Here is a 14,580-nt window from a genome sequence, read left to right on the forward strand (position 1 = left end):
AACGCCCGAATTCAACCGTTCACCCAGGCGAGGGGAGATCCCGATGTCCGTCCGTCCCAGCGAGAAACCGCCATGCTCGCCCTCGATCGAGGACCAGGTGCGTCAGCTCTTTGCCGACCTGACGGCTCATAAGATCCTGACCGAGGTGCTTGTTCACGTGATGAGCCTCGAACTGATCGTCATCAGCAGGCTTCAACTGCTCAAGATCCTCGACATGGTCTATACCGAGATGGGCAACACGCTGGGCTATGACGACGGCACCGTCCTGGCGTTCGGAGAACAGCGGGACAGTCTTCGCGTGCTTCTTACCAGCAGTGAGATTGATGAGGGGGACGTTGCGCAGGACGTCAGTTAAGCGGCGCTCCGGAGGGCTGCAGCCGCACCTTGGCGGGCCTGCGGTGCGAGGCGAGCAGAGCCGCCTCGACGCGGTTGCGCACTGATAGCTTCTGCAAAATGCTCGTCAGGTGATGTTTGATCGTCTTCTCAGTCACCGCCAGCCGGTTGCCGATTTCCTTGTTGCTGCGACCCTCGATGAGGATCTCCAGGATCTCCGATTCGCGCGGGGTGAGCGAAGCGAACTTATCCGGCGCGGTTGCGGCCGCGCTGGACGGTCGATCCTTTGCTGACAGCAGGCGAACTGCCAGGCTCGGCGTGATATAGCGGCCGCCGCTGTGAATGATCTTGATGGCCACCGCCAGTTCTGCGCCGCTGCCACCCTTGAGCATGTAGCCCGAGGCACCGGCTTTCATGGCGGGCCGAACCTGGTCCTCGTGCTCCCCCACCGACAGGATCAGCACCCTGGTGCACATCTGGTGCTGGCGAATGGCCTCCAGCGCCGTCAATCCGCCCCCGGGCAGGTTCATGTCGAGGATCAGGACGTCCGGGTGATGGTCGCTGGCGATACTAAACGCGTCCGCCGCGGTTGCTCCGATCCCAACGATCTCGATGTCTGGCTGGCAGGAAAGGGTAAACACGACACCATCTCGATAGAGCGGGTGATCGTCGACGACGGCGACGCGGATACTCATTACCCTCGACCTCGGTGCATCACGATTGTCGCCGGCGGCGGTGCGTGCCGGGGGCGATTGCGGGCGGCGTCCCATAAACGCCGCCTTCACTAGTTCATCGTTAATATCTTGATAATCCTCTGACACGTGCATTCGACTTTCGTCGAAGGTGATGCCAGTGACGTGTGTCAACCATGTCGCCGATCCCTCTCTGTTGCGGGATATGCGCTGCACCTCGCGCCGCGACCGCGACGAGCGACGTCCCGAAATCGCGAAAAAATGGCAGATATTTCAATGGGTAAGATCCGATCGCTGACACATCTCACAGCCCGTGCCGCAACGGCCGGACGGGGCCGCTTCCCCATGCGATGACGTGGCGAAGCCAAACTCGCGATGCTAAAATTCTTAGGGGTACTCAGAAAGAAGCAGCGCAGGAAAACGGTCCGTGGGCTGCCGCAGAATCCCGACCGGCCATCTGACGAACCCAGGCGCACGAGCGGCTCGGCTTTTCAGATTACGCGCCATCCTCACGCAACACCGCAGCCGGGGCTGGAGCGGAGAGGAGACGATCGGCACCGCTCGCCAGACAAGAACGGCGTGAAGGATGCGTCACGCTCTCAACAGCGACGATGATAGTCATCCGGCCCGACACCAAGAGCACGACGCGGTTTGCGATGCGCGGTATTCCCCCGATAGCGAGATGCAGCATACTTGGCGGCCGATGTGCCGAACGACATCCAACAATGTTTCGCAAGACCGCATGCGGTGAGCTGGTTCGTGAGTTGGAGAGTGTCTTTGTCCCGTGACTCTGCGCAGGCCGTCACCAAGTCTCTGATCGCTTCACAATTCGTCACCGGCACGAAGACACCGGCACGAAGAAGAGAGACTTTGTGACTGGCGGAAGGGGTGGGATTCCTTCCGTTCACCAAAACTCCTTATTTTGCAACGAAATATAGATTCGCCTTGGCCTGCAGTGCGAAAACGTGCAACAGAACGTCCAACAAAACGTGCAACATTGAGACGCCGTGCCGACGTATCTGACGAAGCGAGAAGGGTTCTGGCACTACGTCCGGCGTGTGCCGACACCCTTCGTTGAACTCGACCTTCGCGGGGTCATCAAGCAGTCGACGAAGATCCGCGTCGTGGACGATCCGCGCGGCCTGAGGGCCGCAAAAGTCGCCCAGAAAATGAATGGCGAAGCCGAGGCCTATTGGCGAGGGCTGGTAGAAGGCCAGGCTGCCGAAGCGAAGCGTCGCTACGATCTATCGCGCCGACGGGCGAAGGATCTCGGGTTTCAGTACGCGACGGCGGCCGAGATTGCTGAGGGGCCGACGACTGAGATCCTCGCTCGTCTTGAACGCCTGATGGACAAAGGGCTGGCCGAGGACGACAAGGCCGTCGAGGCCCTGACCGGGTTAGAGAAGCCACCCGAGATCATGCTGTCTCATTTGTTTGAAGAGTACGAAAGTCTGTCGCGCGCCTCGATCGCCGACCTGTCTCCCGATCAAAAGCGGAAATGGCGAAACCCGAAGAAGCGCGCCCTGGAAAACATCGTTTCCGTCGTCAAGGATAAGCCGCTGCATCGTCTAAGCCGATCCGACGCCCTGGACTTCCAGGCATGGTGGCAGGACAGGATTCTTGCGGAAGGCGTGCAGATCGGAACTGCCAACAAAGATATCTGTCACCTCAACAAGATGTTTCGCACGGTGGACCGCCGGCACCGGCTCGGGCTGGATCCGATCTTTGGCGATCTGCGGATTGAAGGCGAGCAAGAGAACTCACGGACGGCTTTCGAGCCCAACTTCGTGCAAGCGAAGCTCCTCAAGACAGGGGTGCTCGACGCGCTTAACGAAGAGGCCAGGCGTGCCTTGTACCTGATGTCCGAAACTGGGCTGCGACTCTCGGAGGCCGTGAACCTCACGACCGAGACCATCCATCTTACGGCAGCTGTCCCCTATGTTAGCGTGAGACCGGACGGTCGTCGGATGAAGACCGCCCAATCGGCCCGCGATGTGCCACTCGTCGGCGTCGCGCTAGAGGCCATGCGGCTCCAGCCTGACGGCTTTCCCCGTTACCGCGATCGGGGCGCCACCCTATCTGCGACGGTGAACAAATTTCTCTCTGACAATAATCTGCGGCCGACCGAGGGCCATTCGCTGTACTCGCTGCGGCATACCTTCGAAGATCGTCTGACGGCCGTGGAGGCGCCTGAGAAGTTGATTGCAGCCTTGATGGGGCACAAATACAGCCGCCCAAAATATGGTTCGGGGCCAAGCCTCGAACAAAAATGCAAATGGCTTCAGCAGATCGCCTTTAAGCCGCCATCGACAGTGTAACTCTCCAGGAGGAGCCGAGCGCGGTCCACCGCGCCCCGGCGCTTCCTGATATCTTCGAGCTCATGTTCCAGCCGCTCAAAGATGGGAACGAGGCCTGGACCCTTCCGGGTCACCAGATAGGCGAGGAAGACAAGCGCCCGTTCCAGGCACTCCTCTGTCACCTCGTCACTCCGGGCATTAGCCTGTGATGCCACAGTTCAGATCTCCGTCACCGATTTGCTCCGCTTCATCATGGCGACGAGAGGATCGCATTTCTCCCATTTGTAGGCGTGAAGGACCATCGCAACACCGAGATAGGTCGCTGGATTCAGCGGTGTCGAGCAGGCCGATAGGGTGAGCAGGAGGGCGAGGGCGCGGATCATGACTTGTGACCCTTGGGTGCGCGCAAGCGGAGCATCCCAGCCGTGCAGATCATTTGGAAGCCCTGCGGCTCAACCTCGACGACGTACCGCGTTCCGCCCTTGGTGGTCTGGTAGACGCTGACAATCTGGCCGGTATAGCGGGCTTCGCCAGAGTGTTTCTCGACGTGGTCGCCAAGCTTAAATTCAGCCATCTACTCCTCCTCAGGTGCGATAGCGGAACGGGCGCGGATGGCGGCGGCAACGCCTTTGGTCAACTGCCCAGAGGTAGCGAATTCGTGCGGCGCATAACTCCACGGGTCATCTGCAATCTTCGCGCACTCTTCACGTTCCGCAAGAACCGCCTCTGTGACAGCGGGTGGAGTAGGAACGGCGGCGGGCATGGCGGTGTAGAGGGCGCGTTCCTCTATTATGTAGTTCTCGCCGAGCGACGGCGCGCGACCTTGTCGCCAATCACTCCAACTCCCAACGAAAGCGGTGAAGCGCCACTGCCATGCGGCAGGCTCCGCCTCTGTGGCAGCGGGTGGAGTAGGAGCAACCGGCATCGCGCCAAACAGCCAGCAATTCCAACTCATTGTTGCGCGCGCCCAAAATTCGCGGGCTTCGGCTTCATCGGTGAATATCGCATCGCCCCGGTCGGCGTCGTCAAACCGGACGATGAAATAACGATTGGCCTGCATATCGCCAGGCTGGCACCACTTCGTGCCACGCGCGATTGACGGTTCGGTGACAGCGGGTGGAGTGGGAGCGGCGGCGAGTTTGGCGAGGATCGCCCGTGCAATCGCTGGAACGGAAGATGCTTCGTGCGCGGCCTCTTCGATTGCGCGGTTCCAACCTTCCAAGTCGGCAAGGAATGTCGCCGAGTGACCTGAAATCGGCAGCGCATCTTCGGGCGCGCTTGCCTTAGGTGCTGCGGCGGCATATTTCCGGGCGAGCATTTCAGGCGACAGGTAGGCATCTTCTATCGGGCCGAACGGAGTAGGGGCGGCGGCGACAGACTCATTCTCATCGTCGATCCCGGAAAGCGCGTCGTTCGGGTCGGTTTGCGTCATGTGTTCCATGATCTCGCAGGCTCCGGCCCAAGCCTTCCTTGAACGAGCATCTTGCGCCTCATAGAAGCGATGATCGGGCGGGACCTCGTACCCTGTGCCGATGTAGCGAAGCATGATCCGCGCAAGGTCGTTCGTCTGACTTACAATTTCCGCGTCGGTTCGCGGCTGTCGCCCTTCGGGCGCGCTTGCCTTAGGTGCCGCGTCGTACTGCTCAAGGATTGTTCGCATGTGTTTTTGGGAAATTGGTAGCGCACATAACCTTGAAAGTTGCCGCGTATAGTTCTCTACCTGCTCATCCGTCACTGCTACGGGAGCGGTGAGGGCGGCAATCCATGCGGCCTCCCATGCTTGCCACGCCTCGTGCGCGCCCATGAGTCTGTAAGATTCGCCGTTACGCCGGACGGCCTCGGGATGTTCGCCACCGTTCGAATACCAGAGTTCGAATTCGGTCCGTGCGTTGCCGCTGCTCATGGCTTATCGCTTCCTTCTGTGAGACGAGAGAGCGTTTGTCTCGCGATTTCGACCGCCCCGCCTTCGCCTTCGGCAATTGCTTCCAGCGCCTTCAGTGCCTCGTCACGCTGACGGGCCGCGTCGTCGCGATCTTGCATTAGGTCGTCACGCTCCCGTCTCAGCCGATCGACCTCTGCTGACAGGTGAGTGATGGCGACGACTCCTCTCGCCATGGCGGCGGCTCTGAATTCAAGGTCGTTATCCGACAGCCACTCAACTTTGGCCTCCATCTCATCACACAGCGCGGCATATGCCGTTACATCGGTCATGACCTGTCCTTCAGCGCTTCGTCACGAGCGCGGTTGATCAGTGCCATTCGGCGCGCATCGCCGTTTCGATCGGGATGGTGCTCGGAAGCCAGGCGTCGATAGGCCGCCTGAATGTCGCTCGCCGAAGCCGTCGTCTTGACCGCGAGAATGTCGGACCAGTGCTCGCCGGCCGGGGCCGGCAGCGCCTTAAAGCCCTCGAAGGTGGCGCGCACGAGCGCCAGCGTGCCGTGTCGAAGTTCGACGCGACGAGCCTCCACCACATGGTGGATCGCCTGGAGGTTCGCCTCGGGCGTGGCGTATCGATCGACAGGGATGCACACCTGAATGCCGTCCCACACGAACCAGGCGGCGATGCCCGGGTCAGCGGGCCTCTGAACGCCGAGCGCCACGTTCGACGAGAGGACGATGCTGCTCACCGGCTTGCCGCTGTCGCGGCCGAAAGCGGCAAGGCTCTTCTCGACATTGCCAAGCGCTGAGGACAGCGTGGTTCGGAACTGGCCGGATTCGCGGCGCTGGGCGCGCGGAAATCCCGGAGGCCATGAGAGCGGATATGCGGTTGTCATGGTGGGGTCCTAAAACGGGATGTCGTCGTCGATGTCGCCGTAGCGGGAGCTGCTGCCCGATGCCGGCGCCCGACGCTCGGATGGCGAGGCATCGGAAGGCCCGGCATAAGCGCGTTTCATCACAGCCCCGCCCAGCGGTTCGCGCGGAAGGCCCGCAGACCTCTTTCCGCCTGGCGCGCGGCCGCCCTCCGGTTGCGGATGATCTGGTGGGGCGGAGGGTATCGAAAAGTCAGGAGCAGCAGGCCGTTGGTGGCGTTCGCAATCAGCGCCAGGATGTCCGCATGGCTGCGCTCGGTGGCCGGGCAGGGCGAGGCCAGCAGCTTGCCGGCCAGTTGCGCCTGGACGGTTGCGAAGTCCGGCGGCGGCGGAAGGTCTCGAGGGATATGCGAGGCGACACAGGGGGCGAGCGCATCGAGCGTCCGCAGGCACCATTTTCGATACAGCTCGACCGCCGCCCAGTGCCGGTTGTCGGCATTGTTGGGGTAGTAGAAGCGGCCGAGCGAGGCGCGCTTGAGAAAGGCTTCCTGCAACGGTCGCGCGTCGGCAAAGGGATTGCTCCACGCTGTGCCTGGGCCAACGCAGACGGCATTCTCTGGTGAGGGATTGCCACAGCCGGTCTGGAAGCGGTGAGGGCGGTTCATAGAATCCTCCAGCAGCCCGCCACCACAAGGCATGCGAACCCGCTCACAAGGGCGGCCAGGGCGATGCAGCCGGCGGCAGGGCAGCGCGCGGCGAGAGGCGAAGGAAAAGGGTGCCGGTTCATCGTGCGGCCTCGCAACAGGGGCGCTGCTCACGGTTTTGTCGCTGGACCCGTTGCCGGTGGCGCTCCGCTGCGATCTGCTCGCCGACGATGAAGGCCAGGGCCTTCTCTGAAAAAGCCGCGGCCCCGAATCTGCGGACCGCAGCGCTCACGACAAGGGCATCCGCTTCAGGGTCGGAGCCGTAGAACCACGCGAAGACTTTGGCGTCTGGCGCTTGGCCGCGCTTGCTCTCTAAAGGAGTCAGGCGGTTCGTCTGCTGGACGGAGTTGAACTGCTCTCTCATAGGGCCACCCATCATGCGATGAGCGGTAATCTGCATTTTGCATAAATTATGTCAACTGCAAAATGCAGAGTATAAGCGAACGTTCCTTGTGCGCTTTGTTGCGGAAAACTCTGCCCGCAAGGATCGACTCATTTCGATGAGCCGGCCTTCCGCGTCTGCTGCCTTAGGCTAGTTTCCGCCAGTCGTTGCCAGTGTGGAGCCCGGACAACCGCATAGACATCGCTCGCCCAGGAAACCGGGACATCCCGCAGAGGCGCTGCGTTGTGGCTTTCCAATGTAAAAAGACCCGGGGCTGACCCCTGGACAAGCCGCTTAAGGTATCGATTGCCCTCGGGTGTCGTTACAACAGCCTCCCACCCAATGAGGCGCAACAGATCATTGGAAGGTTTCGAGCAGACGATTATGTCTTCGGGGTCATAGCGAGGCCACATAGAATCGCCTTTGACCTGTAGAGCGAAAGCACCTTGGGGCACTGGTACTGGAACGAGGACCTCGAAAATATTTCCTTCGGCGTCGAGTTGCTCGCTTCCCGTCTCTATGGATCCTCCGACGCCAATCAAGCCCTTCACGCCGACCGCATTGTTGATCCCTTGCTCCCCCTCGCCAGTGGCAAGCCATGCCAGAGACGCCTTGAATGCCTTCGCATAAAGTTTCAGCTCGTCGTCTTTGATGCCGCGACCCCCATTCTCATGGCCTGAATAGGTTCCGTAAGGGACGCCGACACGTTCGGCGGCGGCAGCGGCGGAGCGGAAGCCCGCGTCGATGCGGGCCTTCTTCAAACGGTCATGCTTATCCATTCCTGCATAATGCAGAGAAAAACTCTGCAAGTCGCAAAGAAATGGATTGACGCCAAGCTCTGCTTTATGCAGAGCTTGAGCAATGGAGACCTTTGCAGCCATCATCGATGCCTTCGGCTATGCCGAACTTGCGTCTCTCCTCGGCAAGCCGGAGGGGACTGTCAGCTCGTGGAAGACCCGGAACTTCATACCTTCTGAAGTTTGGATATCCGTTGTGAATGAAGCTTCCCGCCGCGAGCTGGAAGGTGTGACGTTCGAGTTGCTCGCTCGCCTTGAGACCGAGCGCCACTCGGCAAAGCGGTCCGCGCCTCGTAAGCCGTCGGCTGCGAAGGTGGCGCAATGAGGCGGCTAGCCGACGTCGCGCCGCCTGAATCCGGCACCCCATCTCATCACCCCTTGGCGTCAGCACCCTATCCGGCTGAGCCCTCTGCGACCGTAGGGCAGCAAAACACGCCCGACATGCGTCCTTCCCGTTTTGACGTGGGCGGGAAGGGCGTCAACACCGCGCTGGCGAGCAAAGCCATGCCCACGACCGGTGAATGTCGGGAACACGGTCGCTTCCATTTTCATGCCGAGCCTTGGCCCGGATGCTCGTCGCTCGCGCGGGGCAGGGCGGTCTGATGGCCAAAGCCCGCTACCGCTTCACAGCCTCCGGCGAATTCTGGTTCTGCACTCAGGACGGCTGGCTCCTTCGTTGGCGAGCCCCTCGGATCGATCCGATGAAGCCCATCATTCCCCAGGACGGGGACGCGCTCACCTCAAATCTCAGGATCGGAATTTCATGAGCAGGAATCCGTACTCGGCTCTCAAGGCCGCGTTTGATGCAGATGTCGACCGGCTCGGCGGTGTTGTCGCCGTTGCCAACCGGACGCGCGTCGGACCCGCGCTCATTTCGCGCTATGGCTCGATTTCCGATCAGAACATCACGACGCATGTGCCGGCGGATGTGCTCCTCGATGTCACCATGGAGATCGCCCGGCGGGGAGGGGAGCCCGAGACGCTTCGGCTTCTGGCGGATCTCGCCGGCTTCAAGCTGGTGCCCCGCGAGGCTGCGGAGTCCAACGAGCAGAACCTGATGCGCCACGTCGTGGACACCACACGAGCCCAGGCGAACCTGGCCTCCACGGTCGCGGATGCCCTTGAGGACGGCAAGATCGACGATGCCGAGCAGCTCGCGATCGATGTCGCTGCAGCGATCGTCGAAACGGAAGCCGCCGAGTTGCGCAACGACATGAAGCGCGGCGGCAATGTCAGCCCGCTGAGGACGAAACTGTCATGAACCTCCGCGAGCAGGACGCCCCGGATGATGAGGGAATGATGACCGATGCCGCGCGCGGCGCGGTCAATCTGTTCACCACGGAATCGGTGGCCGGCGATCAGCTGAAGGCCTTCATCGAGCGTCTGGAGCGCCTCGAGGAAGAGAAGGCTGGGATCAGTGCGGACATCAAGGAGGTTTACCTCGAGGCCAAGGCCAACGGGTTCGACACCAAGATCATCCGCAAGATCATTGCCCTGCGCAAACGCGATTACGCCGAGCGCCAGGAGGAGGACGCTGTCCTCGATTTGTACATGCAGGCGTTGGGAATGATCGGATGACCGTTGTCCCATCGCGCTTCCCCATCAGGCAGAACGAGCTTTACGAGACGGAGCCCTGGGCGACCAAGGCGCTGCTGCGGCACTTCCCGGTTGCGGGAATGCGGATCTGGGAGCCGGCCGCCGGCAACCACATGATGGCGGACGTGTTGCGCGATCACGGCGCGACTGTCTTTACCAGCGACATCGCGGTCTACACCCGCGAGCATGACAGGATCGCGGATTTCATCCGGGGCCTGGATGCCGGTCCGCCATGCGACGGCATCGTCACCAATCCACCCTACGGAAAAGGCAACCGCGAGGCGGTTCGCTTCATCGAGCGCGCGCTTGCGGCGTGCGATGGCCTGGTGGCGATGCTGCTCACCGCAAAGTTCGACTTCGGCAAGACCCGCCTCCACCTGACGCGCGATAATCCGCGCTTCCTCGGGCGCATCGCGCTTGTCGATCGCATCCAGTGGTTTCCCGGCGCAACAACCGGCACCGAAGATCACGCCTGGTTCGTCTGGGGCGCTGGGCGCCCGGCCGGTGCGCGCCCGATTCTGCTCTATGAGGGGAAGCCCGCATGAGGCCGGCCCTTCCGCGAGAGCTCAATCTCCACATTCAAGTTGCCAACCTGCTGACGCAGTACCTCGCAGACGGGTGGGAGTTCACGCACCCGGCCTCAGGCGAATACCGGGACAAGCGCACGGCCGCGCGCCTGAAGCGCATGGGCACGAAACCCGGATGGCCGGACCTGATCTTGCTGTCACCCACAGCCGTGTTTCACGGCCTCGAGCTGAAGCGCAAAGGCGGAAGCCTGAGCAGCGCGCAACGGGACTTCCACCGCCGTGCCATCGGCAAGGGCTGGAACGTCACCCAGGCCGACAGTTTCGACGCCGCGTTGGCGATCCTCGAGCGGTGGGGATGCCTGCGGGTCACTCTTCTGAAGTCCTATGCAGGAGTCCCCCATGCCGAAGCCTAAAAAGCTGCCCGTGCGCATTCAACGGATTATCGAAAAATGCCAGAGGGGCGCAGTTCTATGTCGATCCAACGGCCGGGAAGCCGCTGGCCCCACTGACGCGGTCTTTTTCTTCGAGCCGACGGGCGAGCGCGTGCAACCCAAAACTGCATTTCAGGTCCTAGCCACGGGCTTGTTGCGCCCGCGCGGCGACGGCCTATTCGGCGCGGAATCCTCGCAGACCTGGGAGGCGCATCATGATGCCCCGCCGGTCTGATGCAGCGAATCCGCGCGGTCTCACAGACGGCGAGATTGCCGAGGCTGTCCGCGTGTTCTGGCCACGTTTCAACACCTGCGAGATCGCACGGATCTACGCCTGGCCGGAATGCCTTGTCGCCAATGCGCTCGCGCGCCTCCGGGATGGGGTCGCCGTATGAGCCGCGGTCGCACTCTCACGTTCCAGTTCCCCGGCTCGCAACCGGCGAAGCCGGCCCAGGTCGTGGCCGAGACGCCCGAACATATCTGCGCGGTCTGCGGAGCACGACACGCATCCTTTGGCTATGCCGTCAACGAACCCGGTGGCATGCCGGTCCGCTGGTATTGTCACGCCCACTGGCCCGATCGCCCGGTAAGCCGGGAGAACGCGGCGTGAGGCTCGTTATCGTGGAAAGCCCTTACGCGGGGAACGTGCACCTTCACGAGCGCTATGCCCGCGCGGCACTCGTGGACTGCCTGCGGCGGGGTGAAGCCCCTTTCGCTTCTCACCTGCTCTACACGCAGCCTGGCGTGCTGGACGATGGCATCCAAGAGGAACGGGCGCTCGGCATCGAGGCTGGGCTGATGTGGGGCGCGAAGGCGGACGCCACGGTCGTTTACATGGATCTCGGTCTTTCTGGCGGGATGCTAGCGGGCGTTGAGCGCGCCCAAGCCGAAGGTCGACCCATCGAGGTCCGCACCATCCCGGGCTGGCCGGAGGAGGCGGCACCATGAGCTTCCAGGCCATGGCATGGGCGGCAGCCCAGAAAACCGGCTCACCGGCGCGCAAGGCTCTCCTGCTGGCGATTGCGAACTATGCGGATGAGGACGGCGTGTGCTGGCCGTCGCGCGAGACGCTTGCAGACGACTCGGAGCAGTCCGTGGACAGTGTGGACCGCCACCTCAGGGAACTGGAGGCCTCCGGTTTCATCCGCCGCACGAGCCGCGGCGGCCGGCGTCCGGATGGTGGAGAGCAGAGCAAGCTCATCACGATCCTCTACAGCCGCGAACGGCTGAAGAACGACCTAGCGGCCAATCGTGGGAGCGACCACAAGGGCTTGGGACCTCAGCCGCAATTTGCGGCCGAGGGGTCAGCCGCAAACAGCCCCGACCTCAGCCGCAAATTGCCGGTGACCTCAGCCGCAATTTGCGGCCCTAACCTATCAGTAGAACCTATCAGAGAACCTACCCCCTTACCCCCCGAGGGGGACTTGGGTGGGGTTTCGGATTCGGGTGAAGTCTCGAAGTCCGCCCGGGCCCGGTTCGATCGCCTTCGCAGCGCCTGGCCTGCCGATCCCGATATCACCTGGTCGGTTGCCGAGCGCGTGTTCTACCGGCTCAGCGCCGAGGACCAGGACGATGCTGCACGGCTGGCCGGCCGATACGTCGCCTACCGCAGGCAAGCCGGGCGCAAGCTGATGTTTCCCGGCAACTGGCTGAAAGAGCGCGGCTAGGAGGGTTTCCTCAAGGTCGAGCGCAAGTCGGCCGCCGCGATCGGCGCAGCCCGCGTGAAGGTCTTCGTCCAGGACGGGACAGCGGCCTGGGACGCCTGGCGCCGGGACTTCGAGGCGAGGGGCAAGCGCATTCCGTCCCCCCAGCAATTCAAGGGCGAGAAGGGTTTCGGATGGTGGTTCGATTCACTGTTTCCCGCGACCGCTCTCGTTTCACAAGCATCCTGACCAGAAGGGGCATATCATGAGCAAGCGAAACACCGGCACGGACAGGGAAGGCGCCAGCCGACCTGGAAGACTCGACTTCGCCAACGTCGTGAACCGGTCCCTTACGGTCTCGGTCAATGAACGCGTCTACGACGAGCTGACGAGCATGGCCAAGAAGGCGGGTATGTCGGCGACGGCTTACGCGCAGGCGCTCTTCCTCGCGGCCTATTCGGCACGGTGCGGCGTGAAGGACGATCCTGACCTCTCCGATGCTGTTGCCGGAACGCTGATCCTCCACGGAGCAGGGCTCGATTCCACCGCGATTGCAAAGACGCTGGGGATTGCCGAGCGGGATGCCGTTCGGATCGTCACCACCTGGCGCGATAGCCGGGCAAAGGTTGCCGCATGACGAAGCGCGGGCAGTGGCAGATCGAACGTAACCGAAGGGCGGCATTGTGACGATACAGACGGGACGTAAGACCTTCTCCGGAGCAGGGCGCAAAAGGCTCGCGGGTCCCCGCTACAAGAATGGGGACCGGGTCAAGAAGAAGAGCAGCGAGGCAACAGCCGGTAACCTCGCTGTGGTGCTCGCCCAGCCGCATCGCCGCGGAAGCACGGACCAGCGCCGGCATCTCCCGATCACCCGGCTCATCATGGACGGGAAGGTCAAGCACTCACGGCTCAGCGCTCATGATCTCGAGCGTGCTGCCGAACTGTACCGCAAGGCCTACGCAAACTGGCGGTGGGTGATGGATTGCCGTCGACCGCTCGCTAAAATGACGGGAGGTTCCGGCGAGCCAACGGCTGCGGAAGCAGACGTCTTTAAGGCTGGGTGGGAGCGTGTGACGCGCGCGCTGAGGGCCTGCGGCACGCGGGTTGAAAAGGCGATCGATGCTGCCGTGCTCAAGGATGATCCGGACTTTCCAGAGGACGCATACGCACCGTGGATTATCCTATCTCTTCCACAGGGACTTGAGGCGATTGCGGACCACTACGGCTTGACGACGAATCGCGCCTGTCGTATCCGGAAATAGATGATGCCTTCATGCGCTCGGAACCCCGGTTTCGGGCGTTTTTGATTCGGGTTTATGAAGATCACACGGGTCATGTCGGTAAATCTGTGCAACAGAGAACGCACTCCAGTTGATCGGCGCTACTGGTGGTGGCCTCTAGCCGCCCCATAGCTTCGCAGAGCGGCCGAGTTCGATCACGAACACCCCAAACGCAGCAGCGGCTGTGAAGCCTGCGACCCACCGTTCAAATGTTCCAAGTTCGAAAGGGCGCCGAAGCACTACCCGAATGCCGTCCCAGTAGAGCTCGCCGGTTTTTTCATTTATCCCCAGCAGACTCAATCCTTGCTGAGAAATGCCCCGAACGTTCGCGGGCCAGTGCAGCGGCGGGGTGCAAGTGGTAAATTTGAACTTCCGAACTTTGTCCCAATCCATCTCTTTTCCTTGCGTCGCAACTGGCGCAACGTAACGCCAGTCCGGACAAGTGCCTACTATTGAAGTCCCCAACGGTAACCGATGTCCTGTTAAATTTTCTCCGCCCCTTGATACTCAGTAATCCCCAAGGCCAACGCCGCACAGGCAAGCTCAACGGTCTTAGGAACGACAACGGGCCTCTCATCCTCGCGACGGCGTCCGCGCTCATAAAGGTCGACGGACCCCTTTGATATTCCAAGGGCATCCGCAGCTGCCTGTTGAGTCAGGCCCATGTGATTGCGCCAGGATTTGAACTGCTCTCTTGTCATGCTATATTCCCCGCGTGGGGTGACACCGCTCTACCCTTCCGCAGGGACCGGGCTTTCGCCCGATCCCCTTTCGCCTACCTGAAGATCAGGATGAGTTCCCGTCCAAGGAACCTGATCGACAGGATGACTTTCGGAAGCTTCATTCGGTGTCACCCCCTTTCGTCAGGCTCAAATCGCCTGACCCGACTTTGATAGCATACTCAGTATGTTTTGCAACTCAATTACACCTTGTTGAGGCGGTTTTCTTCCTGTTTTGCAGGCCGCTCGCCTTGAGCATTGCGAAAGTGGAGAAGGCTACTTGCGGAATTTCTCGAGCAGGACTCATCGGGGCGATGTGAGCCGAAGAGATCGGCCTTGGCGGGCCTGGTACGCGACGACACGATGGCGAGCCATCCGGTCGAGCCAGCTGAAGCTAGAGCCCTATTGCCGCCTCTGCCGAACGCGCGG

26 protein-coding genes are annotated in these 14,580 nt (G+C 61.7%); 15 read left to right on the forward strand and 11 right to left on the reverse strand.

All coding sequences use genetic code 11. The features are described 5' to 3' along the window. Positions 1–43 precede the first annotated feature (43 nt). Positions 44–355: a hypothetical protein gene (locus tag J4G32_RS00080; RefSeq protein WP_210482687.1), complete on the forward strand. Its 312-nt coding sequence runs from the start codon at positions 44–46 to the stop codon at positions 353–355. Here the strand turns inward: J4G32_RS00080 and J4G32_RS00085 are convergent. Further along, the gene (locus J4G32_RS00085; RefSeq protein WP_246504703.1) at positions 348–1,199 is read right to left on the reverse strand and encodes a LuxR C-terminal-related transcriptional regulator; all 852 of its coding nucleotides are present in this window, start codon (positions 1,197–1,199) and stop codon (positions 348–350) included. The genes J4G32_RS00080 and J4G32_RS00085 overlap by 8 nt on opposite strands. A gap of 833 nt (positions 1,200–2,032) precedes the next feature. Here J4G32_RS00085 and J4G32_RS00090 point away from each other — a divergent pair. Continuing rightward, positions 2,033–3,343, forward strand: a complete 1,311-nt coding sequence (locus J4G32_RS00090; RefSeq protein ID WP_210482689.1) for a tyrosine-type recombinase/integrase — start codon at positions 2,033–2,035, stop codon at positions 3,341–3,343. Between the two features lie 197 nt (positions 3,344–3,540). Here J4G32_RS00090 and J4G32_RS00095 read toward each other — a convergent pair whose 3' ends face one another. From J4G32_RS00095 to J4G32_RS00130, 8 genes are all read right to left on the reverse strand, one after another. Then, on the reverse strand, positions 3,541–3,705 hold the full coding sequence (locus J4G32_RS00095; protein ID WP_210482691.1) for a hypothetical protein: 165 nt from the start codon (positions 3,703–3,705) through the stop codon (positions 3,541–3,543). Beyond that, entirely contained in the window at positions 3,702–3,896 is a 195-nt protein-coding gene (locus J4G32_RS00100) for a hypothetical protein (protein ID WP_210482693.1), read from the reverse strand. Before J4G32_RS00100 ends, J4G32_RS00095 begins: the two co-directional genes overlap by 4 nt. Then, the gene (locus J4G32_RS00105) at positions 3,897–5,225 is read right to left on the reverse strand and encodes a hypothetical protein (protein WP_210482695.1); all 1,329 of its coding nucleotides are present in this window, start codon (positions 5,223–5,225) and stop codon (positions 3,897–3,899) included. It lies immediately after the preceding gene. Next, positions 5,222–5,533: a hypothetical protein gene (locus tag J4G32_RS00110; RefSeq protein ID WP_210482697.1), complete on the reverse strand. Its 312-nt coding sequence runs from the start codon at positions 5,531–5,533 to the stop codon at positions 5,222–5,224. The genes J4G32_RS00105 and J4G32_RS00110 overlap by 4 nt, the downstream gene beginning before the upstream one ends. After that, positions 5,530–6,096 (reverse strand): J domain-containing protein, encoded by a 567-nt coding sequence (locus J4G32_RS00115; protein ID WP_210482699.1) that lies wholly within the window; start codon positions 6,094–6,096, stop codon positions 5,530–5,532. Before J4G32_RS00115 ends, J4G32_RS00110 begins: the two co-directional genes overlap by 4 nt. Before the next feature lie 119 nt (positions 6,097–6,215). Next, the gene (locus J4G32_RS00120) at positions 6,216–6,737 is read right to left on the reverse strand and encodes a DUF4326 domain-containing protein (protein WP_210482701.1); all 522 of its coding nucleotides are present in this window, start codon (positions 6,735–6,737) and stop codon (positions 6,216–6,218) included. Between the two features lie 118 nt (positions 6,738–6,855). Then, on the reverse strand, positions 6,856–7,140 hold the full coding sequence (locus tag J4G32_RS00125) for a hypothetical protein (protein WP_210482703.1): 285 nt from the start codon (positions 7,138–7,140) through the stop codon (positions 6,856–6,858). Between the two features lie 128 nt (positions 7,141–7,268). Then, positions 7,269–8,039, reverse strand: coding sequence for a LexA family transcriptional regulator (locus J4G32_RS00130; RefSeq protein ID WP_210482706.1), 771 nt, complete (start codon positions 8,037–8,039; stop codon positions 7,269–7,271). Between J4G32_RS00130 and J4G32_RS00135 the strand changes: the two genes are divergently transcribed. The 13 genes from J4G32_RS00135 (at position 8,020) to J4G32_RS00195 (ending at position 13,414) form a co-directional block, all read left to right on the forward strand. Then, a complete protein-coding gene (locus tag J4G32_RS00135) occupies positions 8,020–8,280 on the forward strand; it encodes a helix-turn-helix domain-containing protein (protein WP_210482708.1) in 261 nt (86 codons plus the stop codon). The two genes, J4G32_RS00130 and J4G32_RS00135, sit on opposite strands and share 20 nt — an antisense overlap. 438 nt (positions 8,281–8,718) lie before the next feature. After that, positions 8,719–9,216 carry a phage regulatory CII family protein gene (locus J4G32_RS00140; RefSeq protein WP_210482710.1) on the forward strand — a complete coding sequence of 166 codons (498 nt, stop codon included), beginning with the start codon at positions 8,719–8,721 and terminating at the stop codon, positions 9,214–9,216. Positions 9,217–9,254: 38 nt separating this feature from the next. Next, on the forward strand, positions 9,255–9,533 hold the full coding sequence (locus J4G32_RS00145; protein WP_210485434.1) for a DUF2312 domain-containing protein: 279 nt from the start codon (positions 9,255–9,257) through the stop codon (positions 9,531–9,533). Further along, a complete protein-coding gene (locus tag J4G32_RS00150; RefSeq protein WP_210482712.1) occupies positions 9,530–10,096 on the forward strand; it encodes a hypothetical protein in 567 nt (188 codons plus the stop codon). The genes J4G32_RS00145 and J4G32_RS00150 overlap by 4 nt, the downstream gene beginning before the upstream one ends. After that, positions 10,093–10,491, forward strand: coding sequence for a VRR-NUC domain-containing protein (locus J4G32_RS00155; RefSeq protein ID WP_210482714.1), 399 nt, complete (start codon positions 10,093–10,095; stop codon positions 10,489–10,491). The genes J4G32_RS00150 and J4G32_RS00155 overlap by 4 nt, the downstream gene beginning before the upstream one ends. Next, a complete protein-coding gene (locus J4G32_RS00160; RefSeq protein ID WP_210482716.1) occupies positions 10,478–10,744 on the forward strand; it encodes a hypothetical protein in 267 nt (88 codons plus the stop codon). The genes J4G32_RS00155 and J4G32_RS00160 overlap by 14 nt, the downstream gene beginning before the upstream one ends. Beyond that, the gene (locus J4G32_RS00165) at positions 10,725–10,904 is read left to right on the forward strand and encodes a hypothetical protein (RefSeq protein ID WP_210482718.1); all 180 of its coding nucleotides are present in this window, start codon (positions 10,725–10,727) and stop codon (positions 10,902–10,904) included. Before J4G32_RS00160 ends, J4G32_RS00165 begins: the two co-directional genes overlap by 20 nt. Then, positions 10,901–11,119: a hypothetical protein gene (locus J4G32_RS00170; protein ID WP_210485549.1), complete on the forward strand. Its 219-nt coding sequence runs from the start codon at positions 10,901–10,903 to the stop codon at positions 11,117–11,119. Before J4G32_RS00165 ends, J4G32_RS00170 begins: the two co-directional genes overlap by 4 nt. Continuing rightward, on the forward strand, positions 11,116–11,457 hold the full coding sequence (locus J4G32_RS00175) for a DUF7768 domain-containing protein (protein WP_343232559.1): 342 nt from the start codon (positions 11,116–11,118) through the stop codon (positions 11,455–11,457). Before J4G32_RS00170 ends, J4G32_RS00175 begins: the two co-directional genes overlap by 4 nt. Next, positions 11,454–12,176: a helix-turn-helix domain-containing protein gene (locus J4G32_RS00180; protein ID WP_210482720.1), complete on the forward strand. Its 723-nt coding sequence runs from the start codon at positions 11,454–11,456 to the stop codon at positions 12,174–12,176. The genes J4G32_RS00175 and J4G32_RS00180 overlap by 4 nt, the downstream gene beginning before the upstream one ends. Positions 12,177–12,230: 54 nt before the next feature. Then, positions 12,231–12,401: a hypothetical protein gene (locus J4G32_RS00185; protein ID WP_210482722.1), complete on the forward strand. Its 171-nt coding sequence runs from the start codon at positions 12,231–12,233 to the stop codon at positions 12,399–12,401. A 16-nt stretch (positions 12,402–12,417) separates the two neighbouring features. Further along, positions 12,418–12,789, forward strand: coding sequence for a hypothetical protein (locus J4G32_RS00190; protein ID WP_210482724.1), 372 nt, complete (start codon positions 12,418–12,420; stop codon positions 12,787–12,789). 46 nt (positions 12,790–12,835) lie between these two features. Beyond that, a complete protein-coding gene (locus J4G32_RS00195; RefSeq protein WP_210482726.1) occupies positions 12,836–13,414 on the forward strand; it encodes a hypothetical protein in 579 nt (192 codons plus the stop codon). A 135-nt stretch (positions 13,415–13,549) separates the two neighbouring features. On the opposite strand, the gene J4G32_RS00200 is transcribed toward J4G32_RS00195, so the two are convergent. Next, on the reverse strand, positions 13,550–13,825 hold the full coding sequence (locus J4G32_RS00200; protein ID WP_210482728.1) for a hypothetical protein: 276 nt from the start codon (positions 13,823–13,825) through the stop codon (positions 13,550–13,552). Between the two features lie 89 nt (positions 13,826–13,914). Continuing rightward, on the reverse strand, positions 13,915–14,133 hold the full coding sequence (locus J4G32_RS00205) for a helix-turn-helix domain-containing protein (RefSeq protein ID WP_210482731.1): 219 nt from the start codon (positions 14,131–14,133) through the stop codon (positions 13,915–13,917). Between the last annotated feature and the right edge of the window lie 447 nt (positions 14,134–14,580).

It is taken from the genome of Microvirga antarctica, assembly GCF_017921815.1.
Classification (GTDB): Bacteria; Pseudomonadota; Alphaproteobacteria; order Rhizobiales; family Beijerinckiaceae; genus Microvirga; species Microvirga antarctica.

What these genes read in the sequence shown, in the direction of transcription:
- J4G32_RS00165 (WP_210482718.1), top strand. Translation starts at nt 10,725, where the DNA reads ATGATGCCCCGCCGGTCTGATGCAGCGAATCCGCGCGGTCTCACAGAC.
- J4G32_RS00095 (WP_210482691.1), bottom strand. Translation starts at nt 3,705, where the DNA reads ATGATCCGCGCCCTCGCCCTCCTGCTCACCCTATCGGCCTGCTCGACA.
- J4G32_RS00125 (WP_210482703.1), bottom strand. Translation starts at nt 7,140, where the DNA reads ATGAGAGAGCAGTTCAACTCCGTCCAGCAGACGAACCGCCTGACTCCT.
- J4G32_RS00150 (WP_210482712.1), top strand. Translation starts at nt 9,530, where the DNA reads ATGACCGTTGTCCCATCGCGCTTCCCCATCAGGCAGAACGAGCTTTAC.
- J4G32_RS00100 (WP_210482693.1), bottom strand. Translation starts at nt 3,896, where the DNA reads ATGGCTGAATTTAAGCTTGGCGACCACGTCGAGAAACACTCTGGCGAA.
- J4G32_RS00105 (WP_210482695.1), bottom strand. Translation starts at nt 5,225, where the DNA reads ATGAGCAGCGGCAACGCACGGACCGAATTCGAACTCTGGTATTCGAAC.
- J4G32_RS00170 (WP_210485549.1), top strand. Translation starts at nt 10,901, where the DNA reads ATGAGCCGCGGTCGCACTCTCACGTTCCAGTTCCCCGGCTCGCAACCG.
- J4G32_RS00135 (WP_210482708.1), top strand. Translation starts at nt 8,020, where the DNA reads ATGGAGACCTTTGCAGCCATCATCGATGCCTTCGGCTATGCCGAACTT.
- J4G32_RS00205 (WP_210482731.1), bottom strand. Translation starts at nt 14,133, where the DNA reads ATGACAAGAGAGCAGTTCAAATCCTGGCGCAATCACATGGGCCTGACT.
- J4G32_RS00110 (WP_210482697.1), bottom strand. Translation starts at nt 5,533, where the DNA reads ATGACCGATGTAACGGCATATGCCGCGCTGTGTGATGAGATGGAGGCC.
- J4G32_RS00140 (WP_210482710.1), top strand. Translation starts at nt 8,719, where the DNA reads ATGAGCAGGAATCCGTACTCGGCTCTCAAGGCCGCGTTTGATGCAGAT.
- J4G32_RS00130 (WP_210482706.1), bottom strand. Translation starts at nt 8,039, where the DNA reads ATGGCTGCAAAGGTCTCCATTGCTCAAGCTCTGCATAAAGCAGAGCTT.
- J4G32_RS00145 (WP_210485434.1), top strand. Translation starts at nt 9,255, where the DNA reads ATGACCGATGCCGCGCGCGGCGCGGTCAATCTGTTCACCACGGAATCG.
- J4G32_RS00180 (WP_210482720.1), top strand. Translation starts at nt 11,454, where the DNA reads ATGAGCTTCCAGGCCATGGCATGGGCGGCAGCCCAGAAAACCGGCTCA.
- J4G32_RS00200 (WP_210482728.1), bottom strand. Translation starts at nt 13,825, where the DNA reads ATGGATTGGGACAAAGTTCGGAAGTTCAAATTTACCACTTGCACCCCG.
- J4G32_RS00115 (WP_210482699.1), bottom strand. Translation starts at nt 6,096, where the DNA reads ATGACAACCGCATATCCGCTCTCATGGCCTCCGGGATTTCCGCGCGCC.
- J4G32_RS00080 (WP_210482687.1), top strand. Translation starts at nt 44, where the DNA reads ATGTCCGTCCGTCCCAGCGAGAAACCGCCATGCTCGCCCTCGATCGAG.
- J4G32_RS00190 (WP_210482724.1), top strand. Translation starts at nt 12,418, where the DNA reads ATGAGCAAGCGAAACACCGGCACGGACAGGGAAGGCGCCAGCCGACCT.
- J4G32_RS00160 (WP_210482716.1), top strand. Translation starts at nt 10,478, where the DNA reads ATGCCGAAGCCTAAAAAGCTGCCCGTGCGCATTCAACGGATTATCGAA.
- J4G32_RS00120 (WP_210482701.1), bottom strand. Translation starts at nt 6,737, where the DNA reads ATGAACCGCCCTCACCGCTTCCAGACCGGCTGTGGCAATCCCTCACCA.
- J4G32_RS00155 (WP_210482714.1), top strand. Translation starts at nt 10,093, where the DNA reads ATGAGGCCGGCCCTTCCGCGAGAGCTCAATCTCCACATTCAAGTTGCC.